This window comes from Corallococcus sp. BB11-1 (assembly GCF_026626625.1).
GTDB lineage: Bacteria > Myxococcota > Myxococcia > Myxococcales > Myxococcaceae > Corallococcus > Corallococcus soli.
Map to the genome: position 1 here is coordinate 89,003 of NZ_JAPNJY010000002.1, position 23,267 is coordinate 112,269.

A 23,267-nucleotide genomic window follows, 5' to 3' on the forward strand; every position below is an offset into this window, starting at 1 on the left:
CATGGAGCAGTGGATGCGGACAACCCTCGCATGCGGGGTCCTGGTGGGGATGTGGACGGGCGTGGCCCTGGCGGCGGAAGACGCGGGCGCGGTGCGCGCCCGGAGCGATCCCGCGCGGGGTTACTGCGAGCGCGTGCGCGGGACGTCGCGCGCGGAGGCCGCGTTGGAGCTGGCGCCGGAGGTCTTCGCGAGCATCGGCGCGGTGAACGCGGGCGACGCGCAGGGGGGCTCGGATGAGACGCCCCTGGGGACGCCCAAGCTGCGGCTGACCGCGGGGCTGGGCTACGACTTCGTGGGCATCTACCGGGGCCACACGCTGCGCTCGCGCGCGGAGGCCGAGTGCCGCCGCTACCAGGCGCTCGCCGCGCTCCAGGGCGCCGTGCAGCAGGGCACGCGGCTGGGGGAGACGGCCGCCCTGCAGGCCCGCGCGAAGGCCCTGGCGGAGTCCCTGCCCCGCGCGGAGACGCTGGTGTCCCAGCTGCGCGACGAGCTGCGCGACGGCGGCGCCACGCTGGAGGAGCTCAACGCGGTGCAGCTGCGGTTGGATCACCTGCGCGCGCTGGCCCGCGACACCGAACAGGCGCGGGCGCGGCTGGCGCTGGAGCCCGCGCTGCCCGAGGGGCAGGACCTGGGCGCGCTGCTCATGGCCTTCGAGTCCGCGGACGACCAGGTGGAGGCGCTGTCCGGAGGGCTGCGCAAGGCGCGGGCGTGGCGGCTGAGCGTGCGCGGCGGCTACGACGAGGTCTTCGACGTGGACCAGGACACGCCCCTCTTCGGCCAGCTCACGCTGGGCTACAACCTGGGCCACCTGTGGCAGGGCCGGGCCAACGCCCAGGCGCGCGAGGGCCGGCGCCAGGAGACGCGCGACGCGGTGGACGGCGCACCCCGCCAGGTGCGCCAGTTGCTGGGCGAGCTGCGCATCACCGAGCAGGGCGAACAACAGCGGCTGCGCGAGGTGTCCACGCTGGTGTCGGACCTGGAGGGGCAGCTTCGCGAGGTGGAGCGGCTGGAGACGCGGCAGGTCCGCCGCTTCCGGGACTACCTGCTGCTGGAGCTGGCGCGCCTCAAGGCGGAGCAGGCGTACCTGGGGGCGCACCTGGAGACGCTGCAGGCCCTGCTGGGCGAGGTGAAACCATGAACGAGGAGCGCCGACGGTGGATCATCGCGCTGGGGTCGTCGGCGGTGTTGATCCTCTGGGCGGGAGGCCTGCTCTTCAGCCATGGCGCCTGCAACGGTCCCCGCGACAGCGTGATGAAGCCCACCCCCGTCGCGCCCGCGCCCCAGGCCCTGCGGGACACCCCGTCGCCGACGGACGCACTGGAGCCCGTCCCCCTGGAGCGGATCCAGGTCACCCAGGGCAACGTGGTGGAGCTCCAGCGCGCCGTCCTGGGCGGGACGCGCTTCGGCATCGAAGTGCCAAAGCAGCGCGCGGTGGCTCCGGAGACCACGGGTGACGACGTCGGGCTGCGCTTCACCTGGCTGGGCATCACGGAGCCGGTGGCGCCCCTGGCCTCCGGGGTGGAGCGCCAGCAGGTGGGGCTCAAGCTGCGCGCGCAGGACGGCTGCAACGTCATCTATGCCATGTGGCGCATCGCGCCCTCGGCGGGCATCGTCGTCAACTACAAGCGCAACCCGGACGACCGCCAGAGCGGCGAGTGTGGCAATGCCGGCTACACCACCGTCCGGCCACGCTTCATGGAGCCGCTGGACCTGCTGGCGCAGGGCGAACCGCATGAGCTGCGCGCCCGCATTGACGCGGACGTGCTGACCGTCTACGTGGACGGCAAGCGCGTCTGGGAGGGCGTGCTGCCCGCCGAAGCGCTCACCCTGCAGGGGCCCGCCGGCATGCGCACGGACAACGCGCGCGTGCGCTTCGAGCTGCTGGTGCCCCGGGAGACCGGGACGGCTTCGCGGCGCTGAGGGCCCTCCAGGCCGACGTCCACGGGAGGCGATTGGCCGTCCGCCCCCTTGCATGAAGCATCCGGGCGTGGGTTCCTTGCCCTCCGATGCAAGACCGCGAACCGCTGGCCTCGCCGCTCCGTCCCCCGCAGGGCCTGGAGGCGTTGGAAGACGCCCTCCGGCGCGACCTGGACATCCTCTCCTACCCCGCCCGGAGCTGGGTGCCGCGCCGCTCGACACCGGACGGCCGGCCCGTCCTGGACGTGCTCATCGTGGGCGGAGGCCAGAGCGGGCTGGGCGCCGCGTTCGGGCTGATGCGCGAGCGGGTGACGAACGTGCTCGTGCTGGACGACGGCAAGGACGGCTTCCACGGGCCGTGGAAGACCTTCGCGCGGATGATCACCCTGCGCACGCCCAAGTACCTCACGGGCCCCGACTACAACATCCCCAACCTCTCCTTCCGCGCCTGGTACGAGGCGCAGCACGGCGAGGAGGGCTTCCGCCAGGTGGCCCTCATCCCGAAGGAGCTGTGGGCGGACTACCTGCTCTGGTATCGCCGCGTGCTGGCCATCCCCATCCGCTGCGGCACCCGGGCGGGCGCCCTGCACTGGCGCGCGGACCTGGACTGCTTCCAGGTCCCCGTCACGCACGCCGGCGAGACGGAGACCCTGCTCGCGCGCAAGGTGGTGCTGGCCACCGGCATCGACGGCTCCGGCCGCTGGGACGCGCCGCCGGAAGTGCAGCCCCTGCCCCGCGCGCTGTGGGCGCACACCCATGACCCCATCGACTTCGAGTCGCTGCGCGGCAAGCGCATTGGCGTGCTCGGCGCGGGGGCCTCCGCGTTCGACAACGCGTCGGTGGCGCTGGAGACGGGCGCGGGCCGGGTGGACCTGTTCTACCGGCGCAAGAAGCTGCCCAACGTCAATCCCTACCGCTGGGCGGAGTTCGCGGGCTTCCTGCGCCACCACGGAGACCTGCCGGACAAGGACCGCTGGCGCTTCATCCGGCAGATCATCGAGATGGGGCAGCTCCCCCCCAAGGACACCTTCGAGCGCGCGCGCCGCTCCGCCGCCTTCCACCTGCACGCGGAGAGCCCCTGGCTGGAGGTGAAGCAGCAGGACGGTCAGGCCGTCGTGCGCACCCCGCACGGCACGCACACGTTCGACTTCCTCATCATCGCGTCGGGCTTCACCACCGACCTGTCCATGCGGCCGGAGCTGGCGGAGCTGCACCCGCACATCGCGCTGTGGAAGGACCGCTTCACCCCGCCGGAGAACGAGCGGCACGCGGACCTGATGCGCCACCCGTACCTGGGCCCCTCCTTCGAGTTCCAGGAGAAGACGCCGGGCGCCGCGCCGTGGATCCACGGCGTGTTCAACTACACGTTCGGGTGCCTGCTCTCGCTGGGCTTCGGCGGCGCGAGCATCTCCGGCATGAAGTACAGCCTGCCCCGGCTGGTGGGCGGCATCACCCGCCAGCTCTACACCGACGACAGCGAGCAGCACTTCCGCGCGCTCGCCGACTACGCCCTGACGGAGTTCGAGCCGTGAGCACCTCCCTGACCGTGTTTCGCAGCGAGCGCGTGGTGACGCCCGAAGGCATCCGCGCCGCCGCGGTGGTGGTGCGCGACGGGCGCATCGAAGGCATCGACGCCACGGTGGACGTGCCGCGCGGCGCCCAGGTGGTGGACGTGGGCCGCGACGCACTGCTGCCCGGCATCGTGGACAGCCACGCGCACATCAACGAGCCCGGCCGCACGGACTGGGAGGGCTTCGCCACGGCGACCGCGGCGGCGGCGGCGGGCGGCATCACCACCGTGGTGGACATGCCGCTCAACTCCATCCCGGCCACCACGTCCCTGGCGGCGCTGCGCACCAAGGCCGGGTCCGCGTCGGGCCAGTGCGCCATCGACTACGGGCTGTGGGGCGGCGTCATCCCCGGCAACGCGGGCGAGCTCCAGGCGATGGTGGACGCGGGCGCGCCCGGCTTCAAGGCGTTCCTGGTGCACTCGGGCGTGGATGAGTTCCCCGCCGCCACGCGCGACGTGCTGGACGTGGCCATGCCCCTGCTGGCGAAGGCCGGCGTGCCCCTGCTGGTGCACGCGGAGCTGACGGACCACGAGCCGCCCTTCGCCGGGGACGTGCGCGCGTACGCCAGCTACCTCGCGTCGCGCCCTGCCGCGTGGGAGGTGGACGCCATCCGGATGATGATCGACCTGTGCCGCGAGCACCGGGCGCCCGTGCACATCGTCCACCTGTCGGCGGCGGACGCGCTGGACGACATCGCGAAGGCGAAGGCGGAGGGGCTGCCCTTCACGGTGGAGACGTGCCCGCACTACCTGACCTTCAGCGCGGAGGAGATTGAGGCGGGCGCCACCCACTTCAAGTGCGCCCCGCCCATCCGCGAGGCGGAGAACCGCGAGCGGCTGTGGCGCGCGGTGGCCAGCGGCCTCATCGACCTGGTGGTGTCCGACCACTCGCCCTGCACGCCCGCGCTCAAGAAGCTGGAGGCCGGGGACTTCTCCGGCGCCTGGGGCGGCATCGCCGGGTTGCAGCTGAGCGTGTCGGCGGTGTGGACGGGCATGCGCGCCCACGGCCTGGGGCTGGACGTGCTGGTGGAGCGGATGGCGCGACGCACCGCGCGACTGGCGGGATTGTCGGAACGCAAAGGAGCCATCCAGCCAGGGCGGGACGCGGACTTCGTCGTCTTCGCCCCGGAGGCGCGCTTCAAGGTGGCCCCGGAGGACATCCGCCACCGGCACCGGCTGACGCCCTACGCGGGGCGTGAGCTGGAAGGCCGGGTGTTGAGGACATACCTGCGCGGCCAGCGTATCTTCGACGTCACCGAGGGACTGACGGGCCCGCGCATCGGCCAGTGGCTGCCGCGCGGCTGAAGCGTCCCGTCCAGGAGAGGAACACCGATGCAAGCCGAAGCACCCGGGGCGATGCACGTCGCATTCGCCGACCTGATTGACCTGGCCGCCGCGAAGGTGGGCGGCAGGGCCCTGCTGGCCAACGACGAGTTCTTCGCGCCCAAGGAGTCGATGCTGGAGCCCGGGCGCGGCGTCTTCATCGCGGACAAGTACACGGAGCGCGGCAAGTGGATGGACGGCTGGGAGACGCGCCGCAAGCGCGTGCCCGGCTACGACTGGTGCATCGTGAAGCTGGGCCTGCCCGGCGCCATCCACGGCATCGACGTGGACACGAATCACTTCCTCGGCAACTTCCCCGAGTACGCCTCCCTGGAGGCGTGCGAGGTGGACGGCGACCCCTCCGCGGAGTCGCTGGCGGAGGACGTGTCGCGCTGGACGGAGCTGGTGCCCCGCTCGCGCCTGCGCGGCGGCTCGCGCAACCTGTTCCCGGTGGCCAACGAGCGGAGATTCACGCACGTGCGCCTCAACATCTTCCCGGACGGCGGCGTGGCGCGCCTGCGCGTGCACGGCATGGTGCTGCCGGACTGGCACGCGCTGAAGCAGGCGGGGCTGGTGGACCTGGCGGCGGCGGCGAACGGCGGCTCCGTCGTCACCTGCAACGACCAGTTCTTCGGGACGAAGGACAACCTCATCTTCCCGGGCCGCGCGGCCAACATGGGCGAGGGCTGGGAGACGCGCCGCAAGCGCGTGCCGGGCTTCGACTGGATCGTCGTGAAGCTGGCCACGGCCGGCACCCTGCGCCGCGCGGAGGTGGACACCCACTACTTCAAGGGCAACTTCCCGGACCGCTGCTCGCTGGAGGGCATCCACCTGGAGGAGCCGCTGCTGGACTTCGCCAACGCCACCCACCTCCAGTGGAAGGAGCTGCTGCCCCAGTCGAAGCTCCAGGCGGACCACTGCCACGTCTTCGAGAAGGAGCTGAAGGACGTGGGCCCCATCACCCACGTGCGCCTCAACATCTTCCCGGACGGCGGCGTCAGCCGGCTGCGCCTCTTCGGGGAGCCGGCGTGAGCACGCCGCTGGAGCGCCTGAACACCGCGACGACGGAGGACGCCACCCAGGCGCTCACCCGCTGCTGCGGCAGCCGGCGCTGGGTGGAGGCGATGCTCGCCGTCCGCCCGTTCCGCGACGCGGAGCACCTCTACGCGGAGGCCTCCGCCGCCTGGGAGCGCACCGGGCCGGAGGACTGGAAGGAGGCCTTCACGCACCACCCGCGCATCGGGGACGTGTCCAGGCTGCGGGAGAAGTACGCCGCCACCGCGCAGTGGTCCTCGCAGGAGCAGCAGGGCGTGGCCGCCGCGGACGAGCAGGTGCTGGAGGCGCTGGCGCAGGGCAACCGCGACTACGAGGCCCGCTACGGCTTCATCTTCCTCGTGTGCGCCACGGGCAAGAGCGCGGCGCAGATGCTCGCGCTGCTCCAGGGCCGCATGAACAACCCCACCGACGTGGAGCTGCGGATCGCCGCCGGTGAGCACGCGAAGATCACCCGCATCCGCCTGGAGAAGCTCCTCGCCCCATGAGCACGCTCAGCACGCATGTCCTCGACACGAGCACGGGCCGCCCCGCCGAGGGGCTCACCCTGGTGCTGGAAGCCCGGGCGACGGGCGAGTCCTTCCTGGAGCTGTCCCGGGGCACCACCAACGCGGATGGCCGGGTGAAGGACCTGCTGGGCACGGCCTCCACGCTGGCCCCCGGCGTCTACCGCCTCACCTTCGACACCGGGGCCTGGTTCCAGGCCCGGGGCCAGAAGGGCTTCTACCCGTACGTGCAGGTGGTGTTCGAAATCACCGCCACCGACGAGCACTACCACGTCCCGCTGCTCCTCAGCCCGTACGGCTTCTCCACGTACCGGGGGAGCTGAGGCGCACCGGGCCGGGCCTCACGCGCGCGGCGGCTCGACGGGGGCCTTGTCGACGGAAGCCCTGTCGGCCGGGGCCTTGTCGCCGCCGCGGGCCGGCTTCCCGTGCTCCGGCAGGTCCGTGAGCGGCTCCGCGCACAGCGTGGCGTTGTTCGTCTTGCATTCGCCGGCCTGGTGCAGGTCGAACCGCCAGCGGTGGCGCGGGCACACCACGTAGCGGCCCTCCTCCACCCAGCCCTCGGAGAGGTCCGCGCCCTGGTGCGGGCAGAAGCGCTGGATGGAGAAGCGCCGGCCCCCGGCCTCCACCACGGTGCGCTCCGTCCGGGCCTCGGTGGCGCGGATGCCCTCGCAGAACTCGCGCAGGTCCTCCACCTCCACGCCCAGGAAGCCGTGCAGCACGGGCTCGTACACGTCCGGGGTGCGGCTCAGGCGCAGGCGGAAGGAGAGCAGGAAGTCCTCCCAGTTCAGCTTGCGCTCCAGCACGCGCGCGATGTCGCGGGCCCGCACCTTCATCGCGTAGCGGAAGGTGTCGCGCTGCTCCGGCACCTCGTCCACGCGGCGGGCGGTGAAGTCCACGCGCAAGAGCCGCGTGGGCGCCTCCGCCAGCTCCACGTAGAGGGGCATGCCCACCCGCCCATGCAGGTCCAGCAGGTCCAGCTTGCGCTGAAGCTCCTCCCGCAGCCGGGCCAGGATGGCCTCCACCTCCTCGGGCGGCGGGTCGCGGTGGCGCTCCTGGAAGAGGTGCGCCATGTCCTTCGCGTACGCTTCGACGTACGCCTTGAAGTTCCCCGGCGTCACGCGCTCCGGCGCCTGGGAGACGAACTCCAGCGTCCCCACGTCCAGCACGTCCCCGGGCATGGGCTCCAGGTAGCGCGTGGGCGCGGACGGCAGGCGCTTCTCCAGGAAGGAGAAGAGGTCCGGCGCGCGCGGGAAGATGTTCACGTCCTCGAAGTTCAGCGGATAGAGCGCCGGGTCCAGGAAGGCCGCCGGGCCCGCCGAGGCAATGTAGGCCCGCGGCTGCACCGACTCCAGCGCGCGCGCCACCGCCTCGAACTTGCTGTCGCGCTTCTTGCGCGAAACCTCCGCGTACAGCTCGCGCGGATATTCGTAGCAGGTGGGGTGCCAGATGGCGCCGGAGAACTGCGCGGAGAAGACGTCGATGGGCCCCTCCTCCGCGATGACGCGCGCCAGCCGGTCATGCATCTTGCAGTCGTTGAGGTTGAGGAAGCACTGGCCGTCGCCGCGCACCATCACGCTGGAGTCGCGGTTGGTGCCCTGCTCGGAGACGAAGAGCTTGATGTAGCCGCCCTTGATGGGGATCTCGCGCGAGTCCTCGCACGCGATGACGCGCTTGCAGCCGTACTTCGCGAAGAGCTCCTGGAGCTCCGGGCGCCTGAACCTGGGCACCAGCACGGTGAAGTCACGCCGGGCGATGGTGGCCAGGAACTCCGGGTCGAAGTGGTCCTTGTGCTCGTGGCTGACGTAGAGGAAGCGCTCCTTGCCCGGCGTCTCCAGCAGCTCCCGCACGCGGGGCGCCAGGTGGTGGTTGCGCGGCAGCTGCATCCACGCGGAGTCGAAGGCCCCCTGGGGCGACAGCCATGGATCCATGACGACGAGCGCCCCGGCGGTCTCCACCGCGAAGCCCGCATGACCCAGGAAGGTGATCCGCATGAACGAGGCCTCTTCTGACGGTAGGGGGCGCGGGCTTCAGGCCCGCGCCCTGGCGTCAGCAAGGCTGCGAACCTGGAACGTCCAAGACCACGGCCCCCCGGGTGCGAAGCCCCTGTCGGAGACCGGACTACGGCTGGACCTCCCGGACGCTCATCCACTTGAAGTCCACGTCGTTGGCGTTGTCCCACCGGAACGTCGCGATGGGCCCGCCCCAGGTGATGGGCATGGCGCCCACGGAGCCGCCGCAGTGCTGCGCGTCACCGCCCCAGTCCCCCGCGTCCGTCATGTCGTAGACCTTCTTCCAGGTGACCTTGTCGGCGTTCTCGTTGACGTACAGCTCCAGCTTCACCGCCTCCGCGCCGTTCGCGTCCGGCACGTTGCGCATCACCGCCTTGAAGCCCACCCAGCGGCCCAAGAGCGGCGTGGTGGCCGGCCTGTACGCCCCCTGGTCGTAGGAGACGTGCCACGTCTCCTTCTCGAAGCGCACGCGGCCGTCGTAGTGCAGGCCGCCCTTGTAGCTGCTGCCCTCGCAGCCCTGGCTGTTGTTGTTGTGCTTCCCGCCCCGCGCGTACCAGGCGAAGTTGTCCTGGGTGTTGGAGGCCGCGTTGACCTTCACGAAGCCGGTCATCTCCACGTTCTTCCAGTCGTTCGCCGCCTGCATGTAGCCCCGGCTCGCGAGCACGTCGCGATCATAGGTGGCGATCTGCTTCGCGTCGTAGCCGGTGGACGGGTACGCGCTCATGCGCACCTGGGAGCTCTTCATCTTCCAGGAGCCATCCGCGTTGCGGGTGATGTTGCCCTGGGGGACGAAGCGCGCATCCGCCGTCGCGTCCTCCGCGAGCGCCCACTGCTCCCCGCCCGCCTTCGACGGGTACAGCATCGTCACGCCGAAGCCATCCACGCCCGACGGCGCGGGAGCGGGCGTCGGCTCCGGGAGCGGCGCCGTCGGCGTGGGGGCGGGCGACGTGGGGCCCGGAGGAGGCTCGGTCTGCGACGGGACGGGCTCCGGCGTGCCCTCGGGTTCGGGGACCGGGAGGGGAACCGTGGGGATGCCGGGAGCGGGCGCCGGGGCGCTGGCCTCCGGAGTGGGGAGCGGCTCGTTGTCGGGGCTCGCGCCGCAGCCAGAAGCATGGAGCGCCAGCAGCAGGGCGCTGGACGTGAAGACGAAGCGGTTTCGCATCAGGAGGGGGGTGTCCTTGTGCTGGGGCCCTGGGACGGGAGGCGCCGCGACGCCATCGCCGGCGGCTTCCTCCCCACGCCCAGCGCCCCGGGCTCGCGTGCCACGGGGGGTCCGAGCGCCTGGCTGGTCTCACGGGCCCGGTGAAGGCGTTCTCAGCCGGGGTCTTTGCAAACCGCGGCGATCGTGAACACTTCCCATCACGGCCCCAGTGGCAGCGGCCCCCGATTGCCCGCCTCCCCCTGGCGTCCCCATGCCTCCTCCGGAACACTTCGGTTTTCCCGAAGGGTCGTGTCCGGATTCCCTATTTGCCGAAGAGTCCTGTGACTCCTATCTGAGGAGGGTTGGCTTTCCAGCCCCCCCTTTCAGGTGAACGACTTGGACTCAGGCTCAATACACACACTCGCCAGCCCCGCCATGTGGGCCGGCTTCATCGCCTTCGTCATCGCGATGCTCGCGTTGGATCTGGGCGTCTTCCACCGCAAGGCCCATGCGGTGAGCTTCAAGGAGGCCGGCGCGTGGAGCGCGGTGTGGGTGAGCCTGGCGCTCACCTTCAACGCCGTCCTCTGGTGGCGCTTCGGCTCCGTGCCGGGGATGGAGTTCCTCACCGGCTACCTCATCGAGAAGTCGCTCTCCGTCGACAACATCTTCGTCTTCGTCGTCATCTTCTCCGCGCTGAAGATCCCTGCGCTCTACCAGCACCGGGTGCTCTTCTGGGGCATCCTGAGCGCGCTGGTGTTGCGCGCGGTGATGATCTTCGCGGGCGTGGCGATGCTGGAGCGCTTCCACTGGCTCATCTACGTCTTCGGCGCGTTCCTCATCCTCACGGGCATCAAGCTCTTCGTGCAGCGCAACGCGGAGGAGCACCCGGAGGACGGCTGGCTCATGCGCACCGCGCGGCGCGTGATCCCCTCCACGCCGAACTTCCACGGGCAGCACTTCTTCGCGGTGGAGAACGGCCGCAGGCTGGCGACGCCGCTGCTCATGGCGCTGCTGCTGGTGGAGGCGTCCGACGTGCTCTTCGCGCTGGACTCCATCCCGGCCATCTTCGCCGTGACGCGCGACCCGTTCATCGTCTTCACGTCCAACATCTTCGCCATCCTGGGCCTGCGCTCGCTCTTCTTCCTGATGGCCGGGGCGATGGAGAAGTTCACCTACCTGAAGGTGGGCCTGTCCGGCGTGCTCATCTTCGTGGGCGCGAAGATGGCGCTGGTGGACGTGGTGCACCTGTCGCCCGCGGTGTCGCTGGGCGTCATCGCGCTGGTGCTGGGCGCCAGCATCGTGGCCTCGCTGGTGAAGGCCCGCCACACGCCGGACGATCCGACGAAGCTCACGCCCGCGACCAAGAACTGAGCCGCGCGGGCCCGTCCCTGAGAACTTGAAGCAGTGTGGGTCCCATGGGGTGTGGGGCTCCAGGCCCGGGCCCCCGATGCGCGTGGGGGCTCGGGCGTTTTTGCTTCAGTGGGCCCGCGACAGCTCCATGAACTCCAGCCAGGAGCGGACCACGAGCTCGAACTCCTCCAGGGGCAGCACCTGGGAGCGCCCGGGGATGGTCTGCTCGCTGTGGATGGAGGCCCGCAGGCGGGACAGCTCCAGGCTCCACGCGTCGCCGGTGACGTCCCAGCGCTCGCGCTTGCCCTGCCGTACGGCGTTGAGGACGCGCAGCATCTTCTGCGCCCGGGCCGGCTCGAAGCCCAGCTCCTGGGCCAGGTAGTCCGCCAGCACGTCGTCCGGAGGAAGGCCGTTCACGACCGCACGACCCTGCTGATCCCACGTGAATCGCAATGTCCTGGGCACGCCGTGACGGTGACACAGCGGCTGGATCTTTCCCCAGGGCCGCCGGTGCCGTTTGCGCTGGAACCCAACACTGACGGCCCCCTGCCGTGAAGCAGCCGACGGGGACCCTGCCCGGCGACCGCGTGACAGTGTTGGGAGCTGGAAAAGCGAAAGGCCGTGAGCCCTGGAAGGACTCACGGCCTCTTTCGCTTCGTGTGGGCGCAGCAGGGCTTGAACCTGCGACCCCTGCCGTGTGAAGGCAGTGCTCTACCACTGAGCTATGCGCCCGACTTCGGTGTGCCGCCGCGCCCCACCGCTGCGCAACGGACGCGGCGATAAGTGCCATTCGTCCGCGTGGGTGTCAACGCAATTTCTAGGAGGACCCTTCCGACAGTGACTCCAGCTTCTCGTCCAGCTCGCGCAGGCGGCGCTTGAGGCCCGCCAGCTGCTTGCCCACGGCCTTGAACTCGCTCTTGGGCGCGAAGTTCAGGGCCTTCATCACCTCGTCCTGCCCCCGGTCGAGCGCCTGCTTGCCGCGCTGGACCCGGCCGATGGCGGTGGCGACGGCCATGGCGCGCTTCTCGTCGCCCATGAGCTTCTCCATCGCCTTGCCGGAGAGGCCCAGCGCCTGCTTCTTCAACGTGTCCCGGATGCCCATGGGGTGCGCGCTCCTGTGGCCTCAGGGGCCGTCGGGGAACTCGGTCTTCAGCGCGGCGAAGACGCGGTCCGCGATGCCCTTGTAGCGCATGCGTTCGATGAGCGGTTGCAGGTCGCCGCGCATGGAGATGCGGCGCTTGAGCACGGCCTCCACCGGGTCGAGCGTGCCCAGCAGGAGCTGCTTCCAGACGGAATAGGGCGCGCGGGCCAGGTACACCGGCTCCAGCTCGTCCAGGTCGTCCGGATCCGACAGCACGCGGGCCTTCTCGATGCGGCAGTCCCCGGGGACGACATGCACCACGAAGGGCTTCGCCAGCTTGCCCGGCTCCGCTTCAATGATGGCCCCGAAGTCGCCCTTCCAGCCCTTGCCGGCCATGGCGCACTCGGGATCCGAGTTCGTGAGCCGGACGGCCTCGTCCAGCCATTCCTTCGACGGAAACTTCGGCATCGCGCCCCTACCCCCTGCGGAAGATGCTCTTGATGCTGGAGAAGAGGCCGCGGTCGTCATTGGACGCGCTGCTGCTGGCGGGGGCCGGCTGCGCGTTGCGCGCGGACACCTCCTGCAGGGCCTTCTTCAGTTGCTCCGGCGTGTCGCGGGTGGCCAGGTCCACCTTGCGCAGCGTGCCGGTGTTGTCCTCCACCTGCACCTGGAGCAGACACTCCTCGGTGAGGCGGAAGTCGATCTTCCGGCCCGCGGACGCGGCCGGCACGCGCACCGTGCCCAGGTACTCGTTGTCCACCATCAGGTCGCTGTCGCCCTGGAAGATGTCCAGCTCGATGAAGGGCGAGCCCGCGTCCTTGGGCGGCGGCAGGCGGAAGCTCTTCACCATCGGGATGAGCGAGTTCTTCTCGATGATGCGCTTCACGCGGCCGTTGGGCATCGCGTAGCCGATGGGCATGGACAGCGCGTCCAGCAGCGTCACCGCGTCGATGCTGCCCAGCGAGTCGCCCAGGAGCGCCGCGCCCAGGGCCACGCACTCGTCCGGGTGGACGCCCTTGCGCGGGGCCTTGCCGAAGTGCGCCTGGATCTTCTGCTGCACCAGCGGCATGCGGCTCTGGCCGCCGACGAGGATGATCTCGTCGATCTCCGAGCGGGAGATGCCCTTCTCCGCGAGCACCCGGTCGCAGATCTCGAAGGTGCGGTCCACGAGGTCGCCCGTGAGGTTGTTCAGATAGTCGCGGGTGAGCGGGATGCGCAGGTCCAACGGCTTGCCCTTGCGCTCCTCGATGTAGGGCAGGTCGATGACGACGTTCGGGATCAGCGTCAGGTCGATCTTCGCCGCCTCGGCGGCGTTCTTGATGCGCTGCAGGGCGATGGGGTGGTCCGCGAGGTCGACCTTCGTCTCGTCGCGGAAGCGCTCCATCACGTATTCCATGATGCGGTTGTCGAAGTCCGAGCCGCCCAGGAACGAGTCACCGCCGGTGGCGAGCACCTCGAAGACGTTGCCGGCCAGGTGCAGCACGCTGACGTCGAAGGTGCCGCCGCCCAGGTCATAGACGAGGATCTTCTGGTCCAGGCCCCGGTTGAAGCCGTACGCGAGCGCCGCGGCGGTGGGCTCGTTGACGATGCGCTTGACGTCGAAGCCCGCCAGGCGCCCGGCTTCCTTCACCGCGTTGCGCTGGTTGTCGTTGTAGTAGGCCGGGACGGAGATGACGGCCGCGTCGATGGGGCCGCCCAGGAACTGCTCCGCCATCGTCTTCAGCTGCGAGAGCACGAAGCTGGAGACCTGGGGCAGCGAGTACAGCTTGCCGCCCATCGTCACCGCGGCGTCCCCGTTGGCGTCCTCCACGATGTCGTAGGGGAAGTACCCCTTGAGGTCGTCCACCGCCTTCGAGTGGAACTTGCGGCCGATGAACCGCTTGGTGCCCCAGAGCGTGTTCTTGGGGTTGGTCACCATCTGGTCCTTGGCGACGCCGCCGACCAGGAGGTCATTCTTGGACGAGAGCGCGACCACGGACGGCAGGATGAGATTGCCGCGATCCGTGGGGACGATCTTCGGGATGCGGTTGCGCACGGACGCCACCAGGGTGTTGGTGGTGCCCAGGTCAATCCCGACGATGCGTGGTCTGTCCGCCATGAAGTTCAGCGAGCGCACGCCAGGGGGAGGCCGCGCCCGTCCTGACTCTCTAGCACGTCGTGCCGTCGCGTGCGCGTTTCTAGGCGGATGCTTCCTCCCTGGCTGTAGTTCCAGCCGGGCAGCAAGCCAGGGCCCCCTCCTCCCGGCCGGACACCGCGGCCCCGGGCCCGCCCCCGGGGGAGGCCCCTACGGCTCGGGTTCGGGATCCGGCCCCAGCTCCCGGACGCGGATCGGCCCGTCGGGTTCGGGGGGCGGCAGCGATTCACACACCGCGTCAGGCCCCACGGGCAGCTCGGCCAGGAAGCGCGACGGCGTCAGGAGCATGCGGCCGTCCTCCCGGCGCAGGGACGTGTGGGGATACACAAGCCAGAGCGCTTCACGCGCCCGCGTGACGGCGACGTAGAAGAGTCGGCGCTCCTCCTCCTCGTCCTCCGGGTTCCGGGTGGCGAGCGACAGCGGGAAGCGCCCATCCACCAGCCCCAGGACGAAGACGGAGCGCCACTCCAGGCCCTTGGCCTGGTGGACCGTGGTCAGGGTGAGCACATCGTCGGGCATCTCGCCGTCCAGGGCGCCCTGGGCGGAGAACTCGGAGACCAGGGCGATGTCGGACAGGAAGCGGGGCACGTCCTCGAAGCGCTCCGCGAACTCCTGGAGCTGGCGCAGGTCCTCCGCGCGGAGGTCGTCCGCGTCCGGGGCGGCCGGGGACTCGCGCGCCGCGAGCACGTCCGCGAGCAGGGCCCCCGGGCCCCGGGGGCCTCCGGCGTCCAGCCTGATCATCAGGGCCTGGAAGCGCTGGAAGCCGGCCTGCGCCTTGCGCGGCACGCGGGCCAGCACGTCCGGATGCGTCAGCGCCTCCGGGAGGGGAAGCTCCGGGGGCAGCGCCTCCAGGGCGGTCCACAGGTGTTCGGTGCTGGCGGCGCCCACGCCGGGGAGCCGGCGCACGAGCCGCTTGAAGGCCAGCTCGTCCGCGCGGTGGTGCACCCAGCGCAGGTGCGCGAGCGCGTCCTTGACGTGGACCTGCTCGAAGAAGCGCACCCCGGAGCGCACGCGGAATGGCAGCCCGTGGCGCGCCAGCTCCAGCTGGAGCTCCAGCGAGTGCAGGTGGGCCCGGTAGAGCACCGCCATGGACTCCAGCCGCTGGCCCTGGACGCGCAGCGCGAGGATGCGCTCGGTGACGAAGGCGGCCTGGCCCTTCACGTCCCGGGTGGGGACGACCTGGGGCACCGGCCCCGGGGCGCCGTCGGACACGAGGGCCTTGGGGAACTGACGGGTGTTGCGCGCGATGACCGCGTTGGCCAGCCGCAGCACCTGGGGCGTGGAGCGGTAGTTGCGCGTGAGCGGGTAGATGCCGCAGCCGGGGTAGCGCTGGGGGAAGTCGATGATGTTGGTGAACTCCGCGCCCCGGAAGCTGTAGATGGACTGGCAGTCGTCGCCCACGACGGTGAGGTTCCGGCGCTCGCCCACGAGCAGGTCCACGAGGTCGCCCTGGAGGCGGTTGGTGTCCTGGTACTCGTCCACGAGCACGCCCTGGAAGCGCGCGGAGAGCTCCGCGCGGATGGCGGGGTGCTCCTCCAGCAGGCGCTTCAGGTGCGCGAGCAGGTCGTCGTAGTCCATCAGGTGCATCTGCGCCTTGCGCTGCTGGTAGCGGCGGGCGGTGGCGAACACCTCGGGCGCGACGGGGAGCATCCGCGGGCGGCGCTCCACCAGCACCTGGGACACCGGCTGCTGGAGGTTCGTGGCGAGCGAGACCAGCTCCAGGAGCGCGTCCGGACGCGGGAAGCGCTTGTCGCTGCGCAGCTTGCGCTCGGCCAGACAGGTGGCCATCAGGTCGCGCGAGTCCTCGCGGTCCAGCACCGTGAAGGCGGTGGAGAAGCCCAGCGCACCCGCGTGCTCGCGCAGGAGCACGTGCGCGGCGTGGTGGAAGGTGCCGCCCATCAGGCGGCCCACGTCCGCGAAGCCGCCGGCCAGCTCCTCCACGCGGCGGAGCATCTCGCGCGCGGCCTTGTTGGTGAACGTGAGCAGCAGCAGCGAGTCCGGGGGGACGCCCCGCGCCAGCATGCGCGCCACGCGGTACGTGAGCGTGCGCGTCTTGCCGGAGCCCGCCCCGGCGATGACGAGCACCGGGCCCTCCCCCGCCTCCACCGCCGCGCGCTGCTCCTCGTTGAGGGAGGTGGCGAGCGCCGCGTCCAGCTCCAGGCGCGTGGGCGCGGAGGATGGGAGGGCGAGGCCTGACGGCGAGGGGGCGGTCATGGGGGGCAGGACTCTAACCGCCGCGACCGGGGGTGCCAGTCCGTCTCAGGGAGGGGTGGATCCAGCCAACCGGGAGGCCGCCGCGGCCCGGACCTCCGGGGAGGGATCGCGCTCGCGGGCCAGTTCCAGCAGCAGCGTGCCCACGGGCTTCGGCAGCTTCGCGTTGGACGCCTGGAGCGCCTGGGTGCGCTCCTTCACGCCCTGGGACAGGCGCTCGGACACCTGCTGATCCGCGCAGGTGCGGATGCCGGGGTGCTTCTGGCGCAGCAGCAGCTCCGCGTCCGCGAGCTTCGCCTCGGCCAGGCGCACCGCGTCCTGGGCGGTGCGCTCGAAGGTGGCCAGGTCCTCCGGGAACTCCGTCTTCGCGGAGCGGGCCCGGGTGATGGCCTGGGCCGCGTACCGGGCATCCACCACCGCCGCGCAAAGCTGCCGGGCGGCCGCGAGCGGCACCCCACCCTCCTCCGACACCAGCTCTTCCCGCGCGGTCGTCTGGGCCCACACCGCGAGCTGCCGCGCCGCCACCGCCGCGGAGAAGGCCTGGTGGCGCTGCTCGCGCAGCTGCACCCAGCGCCAGAGCACCAGCGGATCCGTCCCGCCGGACTCATAGACGCGCTGGTACTGGCTGGCGGCCTGCTCCAGCTGACCGTTCAGATCCAGGAGCGCCGCGATGGTGAGGTACAGCTCCGGGCTGCTGGCGCGCTCGCGCAGGGACTCCAGCCGCACCGCCACCTCGTAGCCGGCCACGGGGGCGGGCAGCGAGGAGAGCACCGTGCGCAGCGACTCCAGCGCGTTCTGGCGGATCAGCGGGTTGCGCGCCGTGCGCAGCGCCTCCAGCAGCGGATCCACCGCGCGCACGGAGACGTGCTGGCCCATCTCCTGGGCCGCCTGCCAGCGGTCCAGCGGATCCGGCGCGACGAGGGCGCGCTTCAGGTCCTCCAGGTCGCGCAGGTAGTGGCCCACCTGCATCGCGCGGGCGGCGGGCTCCGTGCGGGCCAGGGCCCCCTGTTCGACGCGGGCGCGGGCCAGGCGCGCGGGGAAGCCCGTCAGCTTGGGCCCCAGCGGGTGGACCTTCACCTTCGCCTCGGCCTCGTCCACGAGCCCGGAGACGAGCAGGCCCTCCACCTCCAGCTCCAGCAGCCGGACGCGGGCCTCCTCGCGGTGCGCGCCCGACGGGAAGTCGCGCAGGTAGGCGAAGAGCTTGCCGGCGTCGGTGGCCTGGGCATGGGTCTCGTCGTCCAGCCTCCGCTCCAGCTCCTCGCGGGGCACGCCCTCCCCCTGTCCCTTCAGGAGGGTCGCGATGCGCGCCAGGTCCGTCGTCGTGCGCACGTCGCGCGACTCGGCCACCTGGAGCAGCGCCTTCGCCTCGTCCTTGTGGGCGCCGTCGGGGTGATCCGCCAGGAACTGCCGCCACCCGGCTTCCGTGTCGGCCTGCTTCGCCGCGTTGAAGCGCAGGCCCTCCAGCAGGGACTTCACCACCCGCGTCTGCGTCGCGTCCGGGTACGTCTCCAGGAAGCGCTTGTAGGCGATGACCGAGTGCAGGCGCTTCGCCTCGTCGAACTCCAGGCCTTCGATGCGCCCCTGCGCCGTCGTCGCGTCCGGATCCTCTGGGTGCTCGCGCAGGAAGTCGCGGTAGGCCTGGACGGTGTCCAGTTCGCTGGCCCGCTCGAAGGTCGTGTGCGAACAACCGGTGGCCAGCAGCAGCAGGGCGAGGGCGCGGCGGAAGGTGGGCATCTGCCTCCAGCAATATCCCACCCGCCCCCCGGCGAAAACCCGAGCCGCCCCGCCCGGCTGCCTGGGTGGTTTTTTTGACCACATGGCCTGGAGGGGGGAGCCTGTGCCCCAGGACGCTACAGGGAGAGGTGGCCATGAAGCTGGGCACGTGGATGGCGATGCTGGCGATGACGACGGGCTGCGCGACCGGGTCGCCCGTGGGCGGCTGGGTGGCCTCGGAGTCGGTGCGCTACCACTCCGCCTCGCCGCCGGCCTTCCCCCGCGCCGCGCTGTCCGCGTCGGTGGCGCCGCGTGAGAGCTCCCGCGCTCCCGCCTCCGCCGAGCGTCCCGCCAGGGCCCGTCCGGACTCGGGGACGAAGGGCACCGCGGTGGCGAAGGCCCCCGCGAACAAGGCCCCCGCGAAGGCGCGCCCCGCCATCGCGCCCGTGAAGAAGACCGCCGCGAGCCCGGCCTCCGGCGCTCCGCGCGAGCAGGTGCTCGCCACGGCGCGCTCGCTGGTGGGTGAGTCCTCCATCCAGGTGAACGGCCGGCGCTACCGGACGGACTGCACGGCGCTGGTGGAGGCCACGTATGCGCAGGCGGGCGTGACGTTCCGGGGCACGCTGAAGCCTGGGGACAACGGCGTCACCGCGCTCTACCGCTACGCCCGCGCGAACGGCCGCGTGTACACGGAGGGCCGCCCCGTGCCGGGGGACCTGGTGTTCTTCCGCGAGACGTACGATCAGAACCGCGATGGGCGCCGCAACGACGGCCTCACGCACGTGGGCCTCGTGGACAAGGTGGACGCGGAGGGCACCGTCACCGTCATCCACCGGGTAAAGCGCGGCGTCGTGCGCTACCGGATGAACCTGGCGCGCCCCCACCTGCCCCGCGATCCGAAGACGGGCGAGCTGCTCAACGACATGCTGCGCAGCCCCGGCCCCGGCCAGACGCACGTCCTCACCGGCCAGCTCTTCGCCGCGTTCGGCAGCGTGCTGCCCGCGAGCAAGGCGAAGCCCGTGGCGGTCGCGGCCCGGTAGCGCGCCCTCCCCTGCTCCAGGCTGGACGGGGCGGAGGCCGCGCTGAACGAAGAAAGCCCATCGGTCACGACCGGGGCGCTTCCGGAACCAGCCGGAGCGCCGCCAGGGAGACCGACGGGCTGCACTGCCTGCATCAAGGAGTCCGACGGCCTGTCGGTCGCGACCCGAGCACTTCCGGAACCAGCCGGAGCACCCCGGGAGAGACCGACGGGCCTGCACTGCCTCTTCTAAAAAGTCCGACGGCTACGGGGAGGTCGTCACCCGGGCGGTGCGGTCCCACGCGGCGCGCTGCGAGTTGCGCAGGAAGCGCCAGAAGCCCACGGCGATCGCCATGTTCATGGTCACGAAGTAGTAGGCCACGGACGCCGCTTTCTTCGCGGCGCCGCTCTTGAACACGCCCGACTTGCCCAGGAACGCCAGCGCGTAGAACAGCGTCTGGCCCAGCAGCGTCACCTGGTAGAAGGTGCTGTCGAGCAGGAACAGGTTCGCCAGCAGCGCGGCCACCATCAGCGCGGGCGCGCACCAGCGCAGCAGCTTGTGCGACCAGAAGGCGAACGCGGGGAAGCCCGCGGTGGGCAGCAGCAGTCCGGGCACGAGCTTCAGGCTCTGGAAGTTGCCCGCCGCGATGCGAGCACGCCGGCCGAACTCCTTGCCGTAGTCCTCCGTCGTCTCCTCGTGGGCGACCGCGAGTTCCTCGTAGTTGACCTTGTAGCCCGCCTCCATGATGCGCAGCGGGATCACGAAGTCATCCACGATGGTGGACGCGGGCAGCTGCGTGAAGAGCGAGCGGCGGATGGCGTACAGGCCGCCGTTGGCGCCCACCACCGCGCCGCGCTTTCCCTCGTACATCTTGATGAGGGACTCGTAGCTCCAGTAGGCGCTCTCCTCGTAGTCCTGCTTCGTGGGGTTGTAGAGGCGCAGCTTGCCGCAGACCGCGCCGACCTCCGGATCCTCGAAGTGGCGCACCAGCTTCCGCACCGCGTCCGGTTCAATCATCGTGTTCGCATCCGACAGGAGCACGATGTCGCCGTGGGCGGAGGGGATGCAGCGGTTGAGCACCGTCGTCTTGCCGGCGCGGGGCGCGGGCGACAGCCGCACGCGAGGATCCGTGCACTTCTGCACGAGCCCGTCCGTCCCGTCCGACGAACCATCCGAACCGATGACCACCTCGAAGCGGTCCGCCGGGTAGTCCAGCGCCAGGCTGTTCTGGAGCTTCTGCTCGATGCAGTCCGCCTCGTTGTAGGCGGCCACCACCAGGCTCACCGACGGCAACGGCTGCGCGGGAGCGCTCGCCCGAGCGGCTTCTCCCGAGCGCATCCGCCGCGCGTTCTGGAAGACCTGCGCCATGCCCTCCAGGGCGAACAGGCTCAGGGGATAGAGAAAATACGTGTGCACGAGTGCCAGCGCCGCGCACCAGAAGAAGACCTCCGCCATCGACCTACCCTCCGAACCCGAGTCCTCGCTGCACGGGGGACTCAGCAAGAGCCATGCCTTGGCGTTCAGGGGGTGTCTGGAGCGGAGGTGCCTGCCCTCCCCTGGGTAGGACTGGAGATTCTCCAGGGTGGCCGGGGAGTGATCCGGTCAACGCTTCAGGGCACAGGCTCCGACGTGGGCCCGGAGGCGTTGGCGACGGGGAGCTGCGCGAGCATGCGGCGGGCCAGCTCGTGCTTGCCGTTGAAGGCCACCGCCTCATCCAGCAGCGTCCGGGCGGTCTCGGTGTCCTCCAGGCGGAGGGCCAGCCGCGCGCCCAGGACGTAGGCCCTCATGAGGGTGCGATCCTGTGAGCGCAGCGCCTCCAGCTCCTGGGAAACGCTCCGCACCGTGACCGAGGGCGACCCCGAGCTGAGGGCGAACTCGGCGTGGGCGAGCAGGCTCCAGGCGGGGGAGAGCTCCGCCTGACGCAGCCGCTGGGCCAGGGCCAGGGCATCGGGAGCGCCCGTCACGGCGGCGTAGAGCGCCTGTGCCTTCAGGCGCGCGGCCACGGTCGCGGCGGGCTCCACCTCCGGGGCGGTGCGCACGGTGCCCATCTGCGCGTCGAGCCGCTCGCGGCGCGCATCGATGTCACCCCGCAGCGGCTCCTGTTCGCGTGCGAGCGCCTCCATCTGGGCGCGCAGCGCGTTCGCGCGGTTCACCCAGTCCGCCGGGGTCCGGGCGGCGGTGATCTCATCGAGCTGCTTCTTGAGCTGATCCGACTGGCGTCGCAACCGGTCGAACTCCGCGTTGAGGTCGGCCAGTTGCAGGGTGAGCGCCACGGCCAGCTCGGCCTGGACCTCCGCGTACTTCGGGTGGGTCTGGACCAGGGACTCCAGGCTCTGGATGGCCTGCTCGCGCGAGGTCGCGTCATCGCGGCGCAGGAGCGCCACGGCACGCTCCTTCTCCTCCACGGCCGCGGCCGGCATGGCGGAGTGGCGGTCGCGGAAGGCGGGATACGCCAGGTACCCGGCGAGCCCGAGGCCCGCGAGCACCACGAGCACGAGGAGCGCGCGCACCAGCGTGGACGACGAGCCCTCTCCGGGCCCGTATTCGGTCACCACGGGGTCGGAACGCGAGGCCCCGAGCAGCTCCGGGGGCAGCTCCACCGCGGGCTTGCGCGAAGGGAGGGGCCGCTCCAGGCCGCCCCCAAGCAACGACTCACCGGACGCGGCGGGGCGCGACGGAACCGTGTGCGCGAACGGCGCGGCATCGTCGTCCGGCAGCGAGACGGTCGACGTCGGCGCGGAGGTCGCCCACGGCGCGCTGCCGTGGCCCTCCGGAGCGAGCGTGGACCGGGAGCCCGGGGCGCCCGACCAGGAAGGCCCCACCGCCTCACCCGAGGGCGAGATGTCACCAAAGGGCCGGAGTGGAGCGCGGGGAGCGGATGGCTCCGGAGGACCGGACACCGCGCCAAACGCACGGGTGGATCCGACCGGCTCGGCCGACGGAGCCCCCGAGGGTCCCGGAACCGCACCGAAAGCCCGCGTGGATCCGCCCGGCCCGGCACCACCCGCCGATGAACCCGTGGGACCTGGAGCCGCGCCAAACGCGCGGGTGGATCCACTGGCTGCGTCGAACGCGCCGGATGATGAAGGACCCGGGACCGCGCCGAACGCCCGCGTCGAGCCCACCGACTCCGCAGGAGGGCCCTGGACCGCACCAAACGCCCGCGTCGAGCCCACCGACTCCGCCGGAGGAGCCGCTGAAGGACCCGGGACCGCGCCGAACGCCCGCGTCGAGCCCACCGGCTCCGACAGGCTGCCCCCACCAGCGGGAGCCGCGGACACGGCACCAAACGCCTGCGTCTTGTTTCCGGGCCCCGCGAGCCCCTGTCCCGAGACGGGCACCTGTGAAGGCCCTGCCCCACTGGACACTGGCCCCACGGCACCGAACGCCTGCGTGTGGCCCATCGGCTGGGGAGGACGCACGCCGGACGCGGTGGTGCTCGCCGGAGGCCGGGCCGCACCCGCGACGGGCGCGATGGTGGGCGGAGGCGGAATGACGCCGGACGAGGACAGCGGCCCGGAGGGCGGCGTCGGCTGCGGGACGAACGACCCGGTCGATGTCGTCTGCCCCGCGAACAGCTGCGTGGACTTCAGACCGGACGCATCACCGCCGAAGATCTGGGTGGAGGACTGGGCCCCCGAGCGGTCCACCCCAGCGGCGGGCGGAGGCTTCGGCGGGGGCGGAGCGGCGCCCTGGGGCGAAGCCATGAAGACGTGACCACACCGCGTGCACTGCACCGACGCGCCGCCGGGCGGCAGGAGTCGGGCATCCAGCACGTACTGCATCGAGCATTGCGGGCAGGAGATCTGCACCGGCCGTGCTTACCACACGCCCCCACTGGCCGCCGCCGACTCCAACACCGCGGCTGCCCGGAGGGTCTGCAACTTGGCAGCGCCGACACCGGGCACGGCGTCCACGTCATCCCAGCTCGTGAACCGGCCCTGCTCCTCGCGCGCCGTCACCAGCCGCCGGGCCAGGTCCCGCCCCACCCCAGGCAGCAGGGCCAGGTCCGCTTCGGACGCGGAGTTCAGGTCCAGCTTGAGCCCCAGCGCGAGCGCCCGGGCCCCCGTGGGCACGGTCCCCGGGCCGCAGGTGGCCAGGCCCGCCGCGTCCATCCGCACGGCCTCCGGCGGACAGTCGAGCGAGGGCCTCTCATCCGGCCAGCGCGCCCGGGCGACGACGCCCAGGGCGAGCAGCCCCAGCGACACCGCCGCGAGCGCGGACGTGCGCCCCGGCCGCC

Annotated in this window: 21 protein-coding genes and 1 tRNA gene; 10 read left to right on the forward strand and 12 right to left on the reverse strand. The window is 71.4% G+C overall.

All coding sequences use genetic code 11. From position 1 onward, the window contains the following. Positions 1–13 precede the first annotated feature (13 nt). From OV207_RS04220 to uraH, 7 genes are all read left to right on the forward strand, one after another. A complete protein-coding gene (locus tag OV207_RS04220) occupies positions 14–1,138 on the forward strand; it encodes a hypothetical protein (RefSeq protein WP_267552846.1) in 1,125 nt (374 codons plus the stop codon). Beyond that, positions 1,135–1,920: a hypothetical protein gene (locus OV207_RS04225; RefSeq protein WP_267552848.1), complete on the forward strand. Its 786-nt coding sequence runs from the start codon at positions 1,135–1,137 to the stop codon at positions 1,918–1,920. Before OV207_RS04220 ends, OV207_RS04225 begins: the two co-directional genes overlap by 4 nt. A gap of 86 nt (positions 1,921–2,006) precedes the next feature. After that, positions 2,007–3,449 (forward strand): FAD/NAD(P)-binding protein, encoded by a 1,443-nt coding sequence (locus OV207_RS04230; protein WP_267552849.1) that lies wholly within the window; start codon positions 2,007–2,009, stop codon positions 3,447–3,449. Then, positions 3,446–4,792, forward strand: coding sequence for an allantoinase AllB (allB, locus tag OV207_RS04235; RefSeq protein ID WP_267552850.1), 1,347 nt, complete (start codon positions 3,446–3,448; stop codon positions 4,790–4,792). The genes OV207_RS04230 and allB overlap by 4 nt, the downstream gene beginning before the upstream one ends. Before the next feature lie 27 nt (positions 4,793–4,819). Beyond that, positions 4,820–5,842, forward strand: coding sequence for an allantoicase (gene alc, locus OV207_RS04240; protein ID WP_267552851.1), 1,023 nt, complete (start codon positions 4,820–4,822; stop codon positions 5,840–5,842). Further along, positions 5,839–6,351, forward strand: coding sequence for a 2-oxo-4-hydroxy-4-carboxy-5-ureidoimidazoline decarboxylase (gene uraD / locus OV207_RS04245; RefSeq protein ID WP_193430759.1), 513 nt, complete (start codon positions 5,839–5,841; stop codon positions 6,349–6,351). The genes alc and uraD overlap by 4 nt, the downstream gene beginning before the upstream one ends. After that, the gene (uraH, locus tag OV207_RS04250) at positions 6,348–6,692 is read left to right on the forward strand and encodes a hydroxyisourate hydrolase (RefSeq protein ID WP_267552853.1); all 345 of its coding nucleotides are present in this window, start codon (positions 6,348–6,350) and stop codon (positions 6,690–6,692) included. The genes uraD and uraH overlap by 4 nt, the downstream gene beginning before the upstream one ends. Before the next feature lie 18 nt (positions 6,693–6,710). Here the strand turns inward: uraH and OV207_RS04255 are convergent, their stop codons facing one another. Next, positions 6,711–8,360, reverse strand: coding sequence for a Rieske 2Fe-2S domain-containing protein (locus OV207_RS04255; protein WP_267552855.1), 1,650 nt, complete (start codon positions 8,358–8,360; stop codon positions 6,711–6,713). Between the two features lie 127 nt (positions 8,361–8,487). Beyond that, on the reverse strand, positions 8,488–9,543 hold the full coding sequence (locus tag OV207_RS04260; RefSeq protein WP_267553157.1) for a carbohydrate-binding protein: 1,056 nt from the start codon (positions 9,541–9,543) through the stop codon (positions 8,488–8,490). 411 nt (positions 9,544–9,954) lie between these two features. Here OV207_RS04260 and OV207_RS04265 point away from each other — a divergent pair, with 411 nt between their 5' ends. Then, positions 9,955–10,890, forward strand: coding sequence for a TerC family protein (locus tag OV207_RS04265; RefSeq protein WP_193430762.1), 936 nt, complete (start codon positions 9,955–9,957; stop codon positions 10,888–10,890). 105 nt (positions 10,891–10,995) lie between these two features. Here OV207_RS04265 and OV207_RS04270 read toward each other — a convergent pair whose 3' ends face one another. The 7 genes from OV207_RS04270 to OV207_RS04300 form a co-directional block, all read right to left on the reverse strand. Then, entirely contained in the window at positions 10,996–11,286 is a 291-nt protein-coding gene (locus tag OV207_RS04270) for a hypothetical protein (protein WP_267552858.1), read from the reverse strand. Positions 11,287–11,529: 243 nt separating this feature from the next. Continuing rightward, a tRNA-Val gene (locus OV207_RS04275) sits at positions 11,530–11,601 on the reverse strand. A gap of 85 nt (positions 11,602–11,686) precedes the next feature. Next, positions 11,687–11,971, reverse strand: a complete 285-nt coding sequence (locus OV207_RS04280) for a hypothetical protein (protein ID WP_193430764.1) — start codon at positions 11,969–11,971, stop codon at positions 11,687–11,689. 21 nt (positions 11,972–11,992) lie between these two features. Further along, positions 11,993–12,418, reverse strand: a complete 426-nt coding sequence (locus tag OV207_RS04285; protein ID WP_193430765.1) for an SCP2 sterol-binding domain-containing protein — start codon at positions 12,416–12,418, stop codon at positions 11,993–11,995. Positions 12,419–12,425: 7 nt separating this feature from the next. Further along, positions 12,426–14,048 carry an Hsp70 family protein gene (locus OV207_RS04290; RefSeq protein WP_193430766.1) on the reverse strand — a complete coding sequence of 541 codons (1,623 nt, stop codon included), beginning with the start codon at positions 14,046–14,048 and terminating at the stop codon, positions 12,426–12,428. A 186-nt stretch (positions 14,049–14,234) separates the two neighbouring features. After that, the gene (locus OV207_RS04295) at positions 14,235–16,298 is read right to left on the reverse strand and encodes an ATP-dependent helicase (RefSeq protein WP_267552861.1); all 2,064 of its coding nucleotides are present in this window, start codon (positions 16,296–16,298) and stop codon (positions 14,235–14,237) included. A 45-nt stretch (positions 16,299–16,343) separates the two neighbouring features. After that, positions 16,344–18,029 carry a HEAT repeat domain-containing protein gene (locus OV207_RS04300; RefSeq protein WP_193430768.1) on the reverse strand — a complete coding sequence of 562 codons (1,686 nt, stop codon included), beginning with the start codon at positions 18,027–18,029 and terminating at the stop codon, positions 16,344–16,346. A gap of 134 nt (positions 18,030–18,163) precedes the next feature. Here OV207_RS04300 and OV207_RS04305 point away from each other — a divergent pair, with 134 nt between their 5' ends. After that, positions 18,164–19,048, forward strand: coding sequence for a CHAP domain-containing protein (locus OV207_RS04305; protein WP_267552863.1), 885 nt, complete (start codon positions 18,164–18,166; stop codon positions 19,046–19,048). A 243-nt stretch (positions 19,049–19,291) separates the two neighbouring features. On the opposite strand, the gene OV207_RS04310 is transcribed toward OV207_RS04305, so the two are convergent. Continuing rightward, a complete protein-coding gene (locus OV207_RS04310; protein ID WP_267552864.1) occupies positions 19,292–20,482 on the reverse strand; it encodes a glycosyltransferase family 2 protein in 1,191 nt (396 codons plus the stop codon). A gap of 155 nt (positions 20,483–20,637) precedes the next feature. Then, entirely contained in the window at positions 20,638–21,849 is a 1,212-nt protein-coding gene (locus OV207_RS04315; RefSeq protein WP_267552866.1) for a hypothetical protein, read from the reverse strand. A gap of 571 nt (positions 21,850–22,420) precedes the next feature. Between OV207_RS04315 and OV207_RS04320 the strand changes: the two genes are divergently transcribed. Beyond that, positions 22,421–22,744, forward strand: coding sequence for a hypothetical protein (locus tag OV207_RS04320; protein WP_267552868.1), 324 nt, complete (start codon positions 22,421–22,423; stop codon positions 22,742–22,744). Between the two features lie 104 nt (positions 22,745–22,848). Here the strand turns inward: OV207_RS04320 and OV207_RS04325 are convergent, their stop codons facing one another. Then, positions 22,849–23,235, reverse strand: a complete 387-nt coding sequence (locus tag OV207_RS04325; protein WP_267552870.1) for a ComEA family DNA-binding protein — start codon at positions 23,233–23,235, stop codon at positions 22,849–22,851. Between the last annotated feature and the right edge of the window lie 32 nt (positions 23,236–23,267).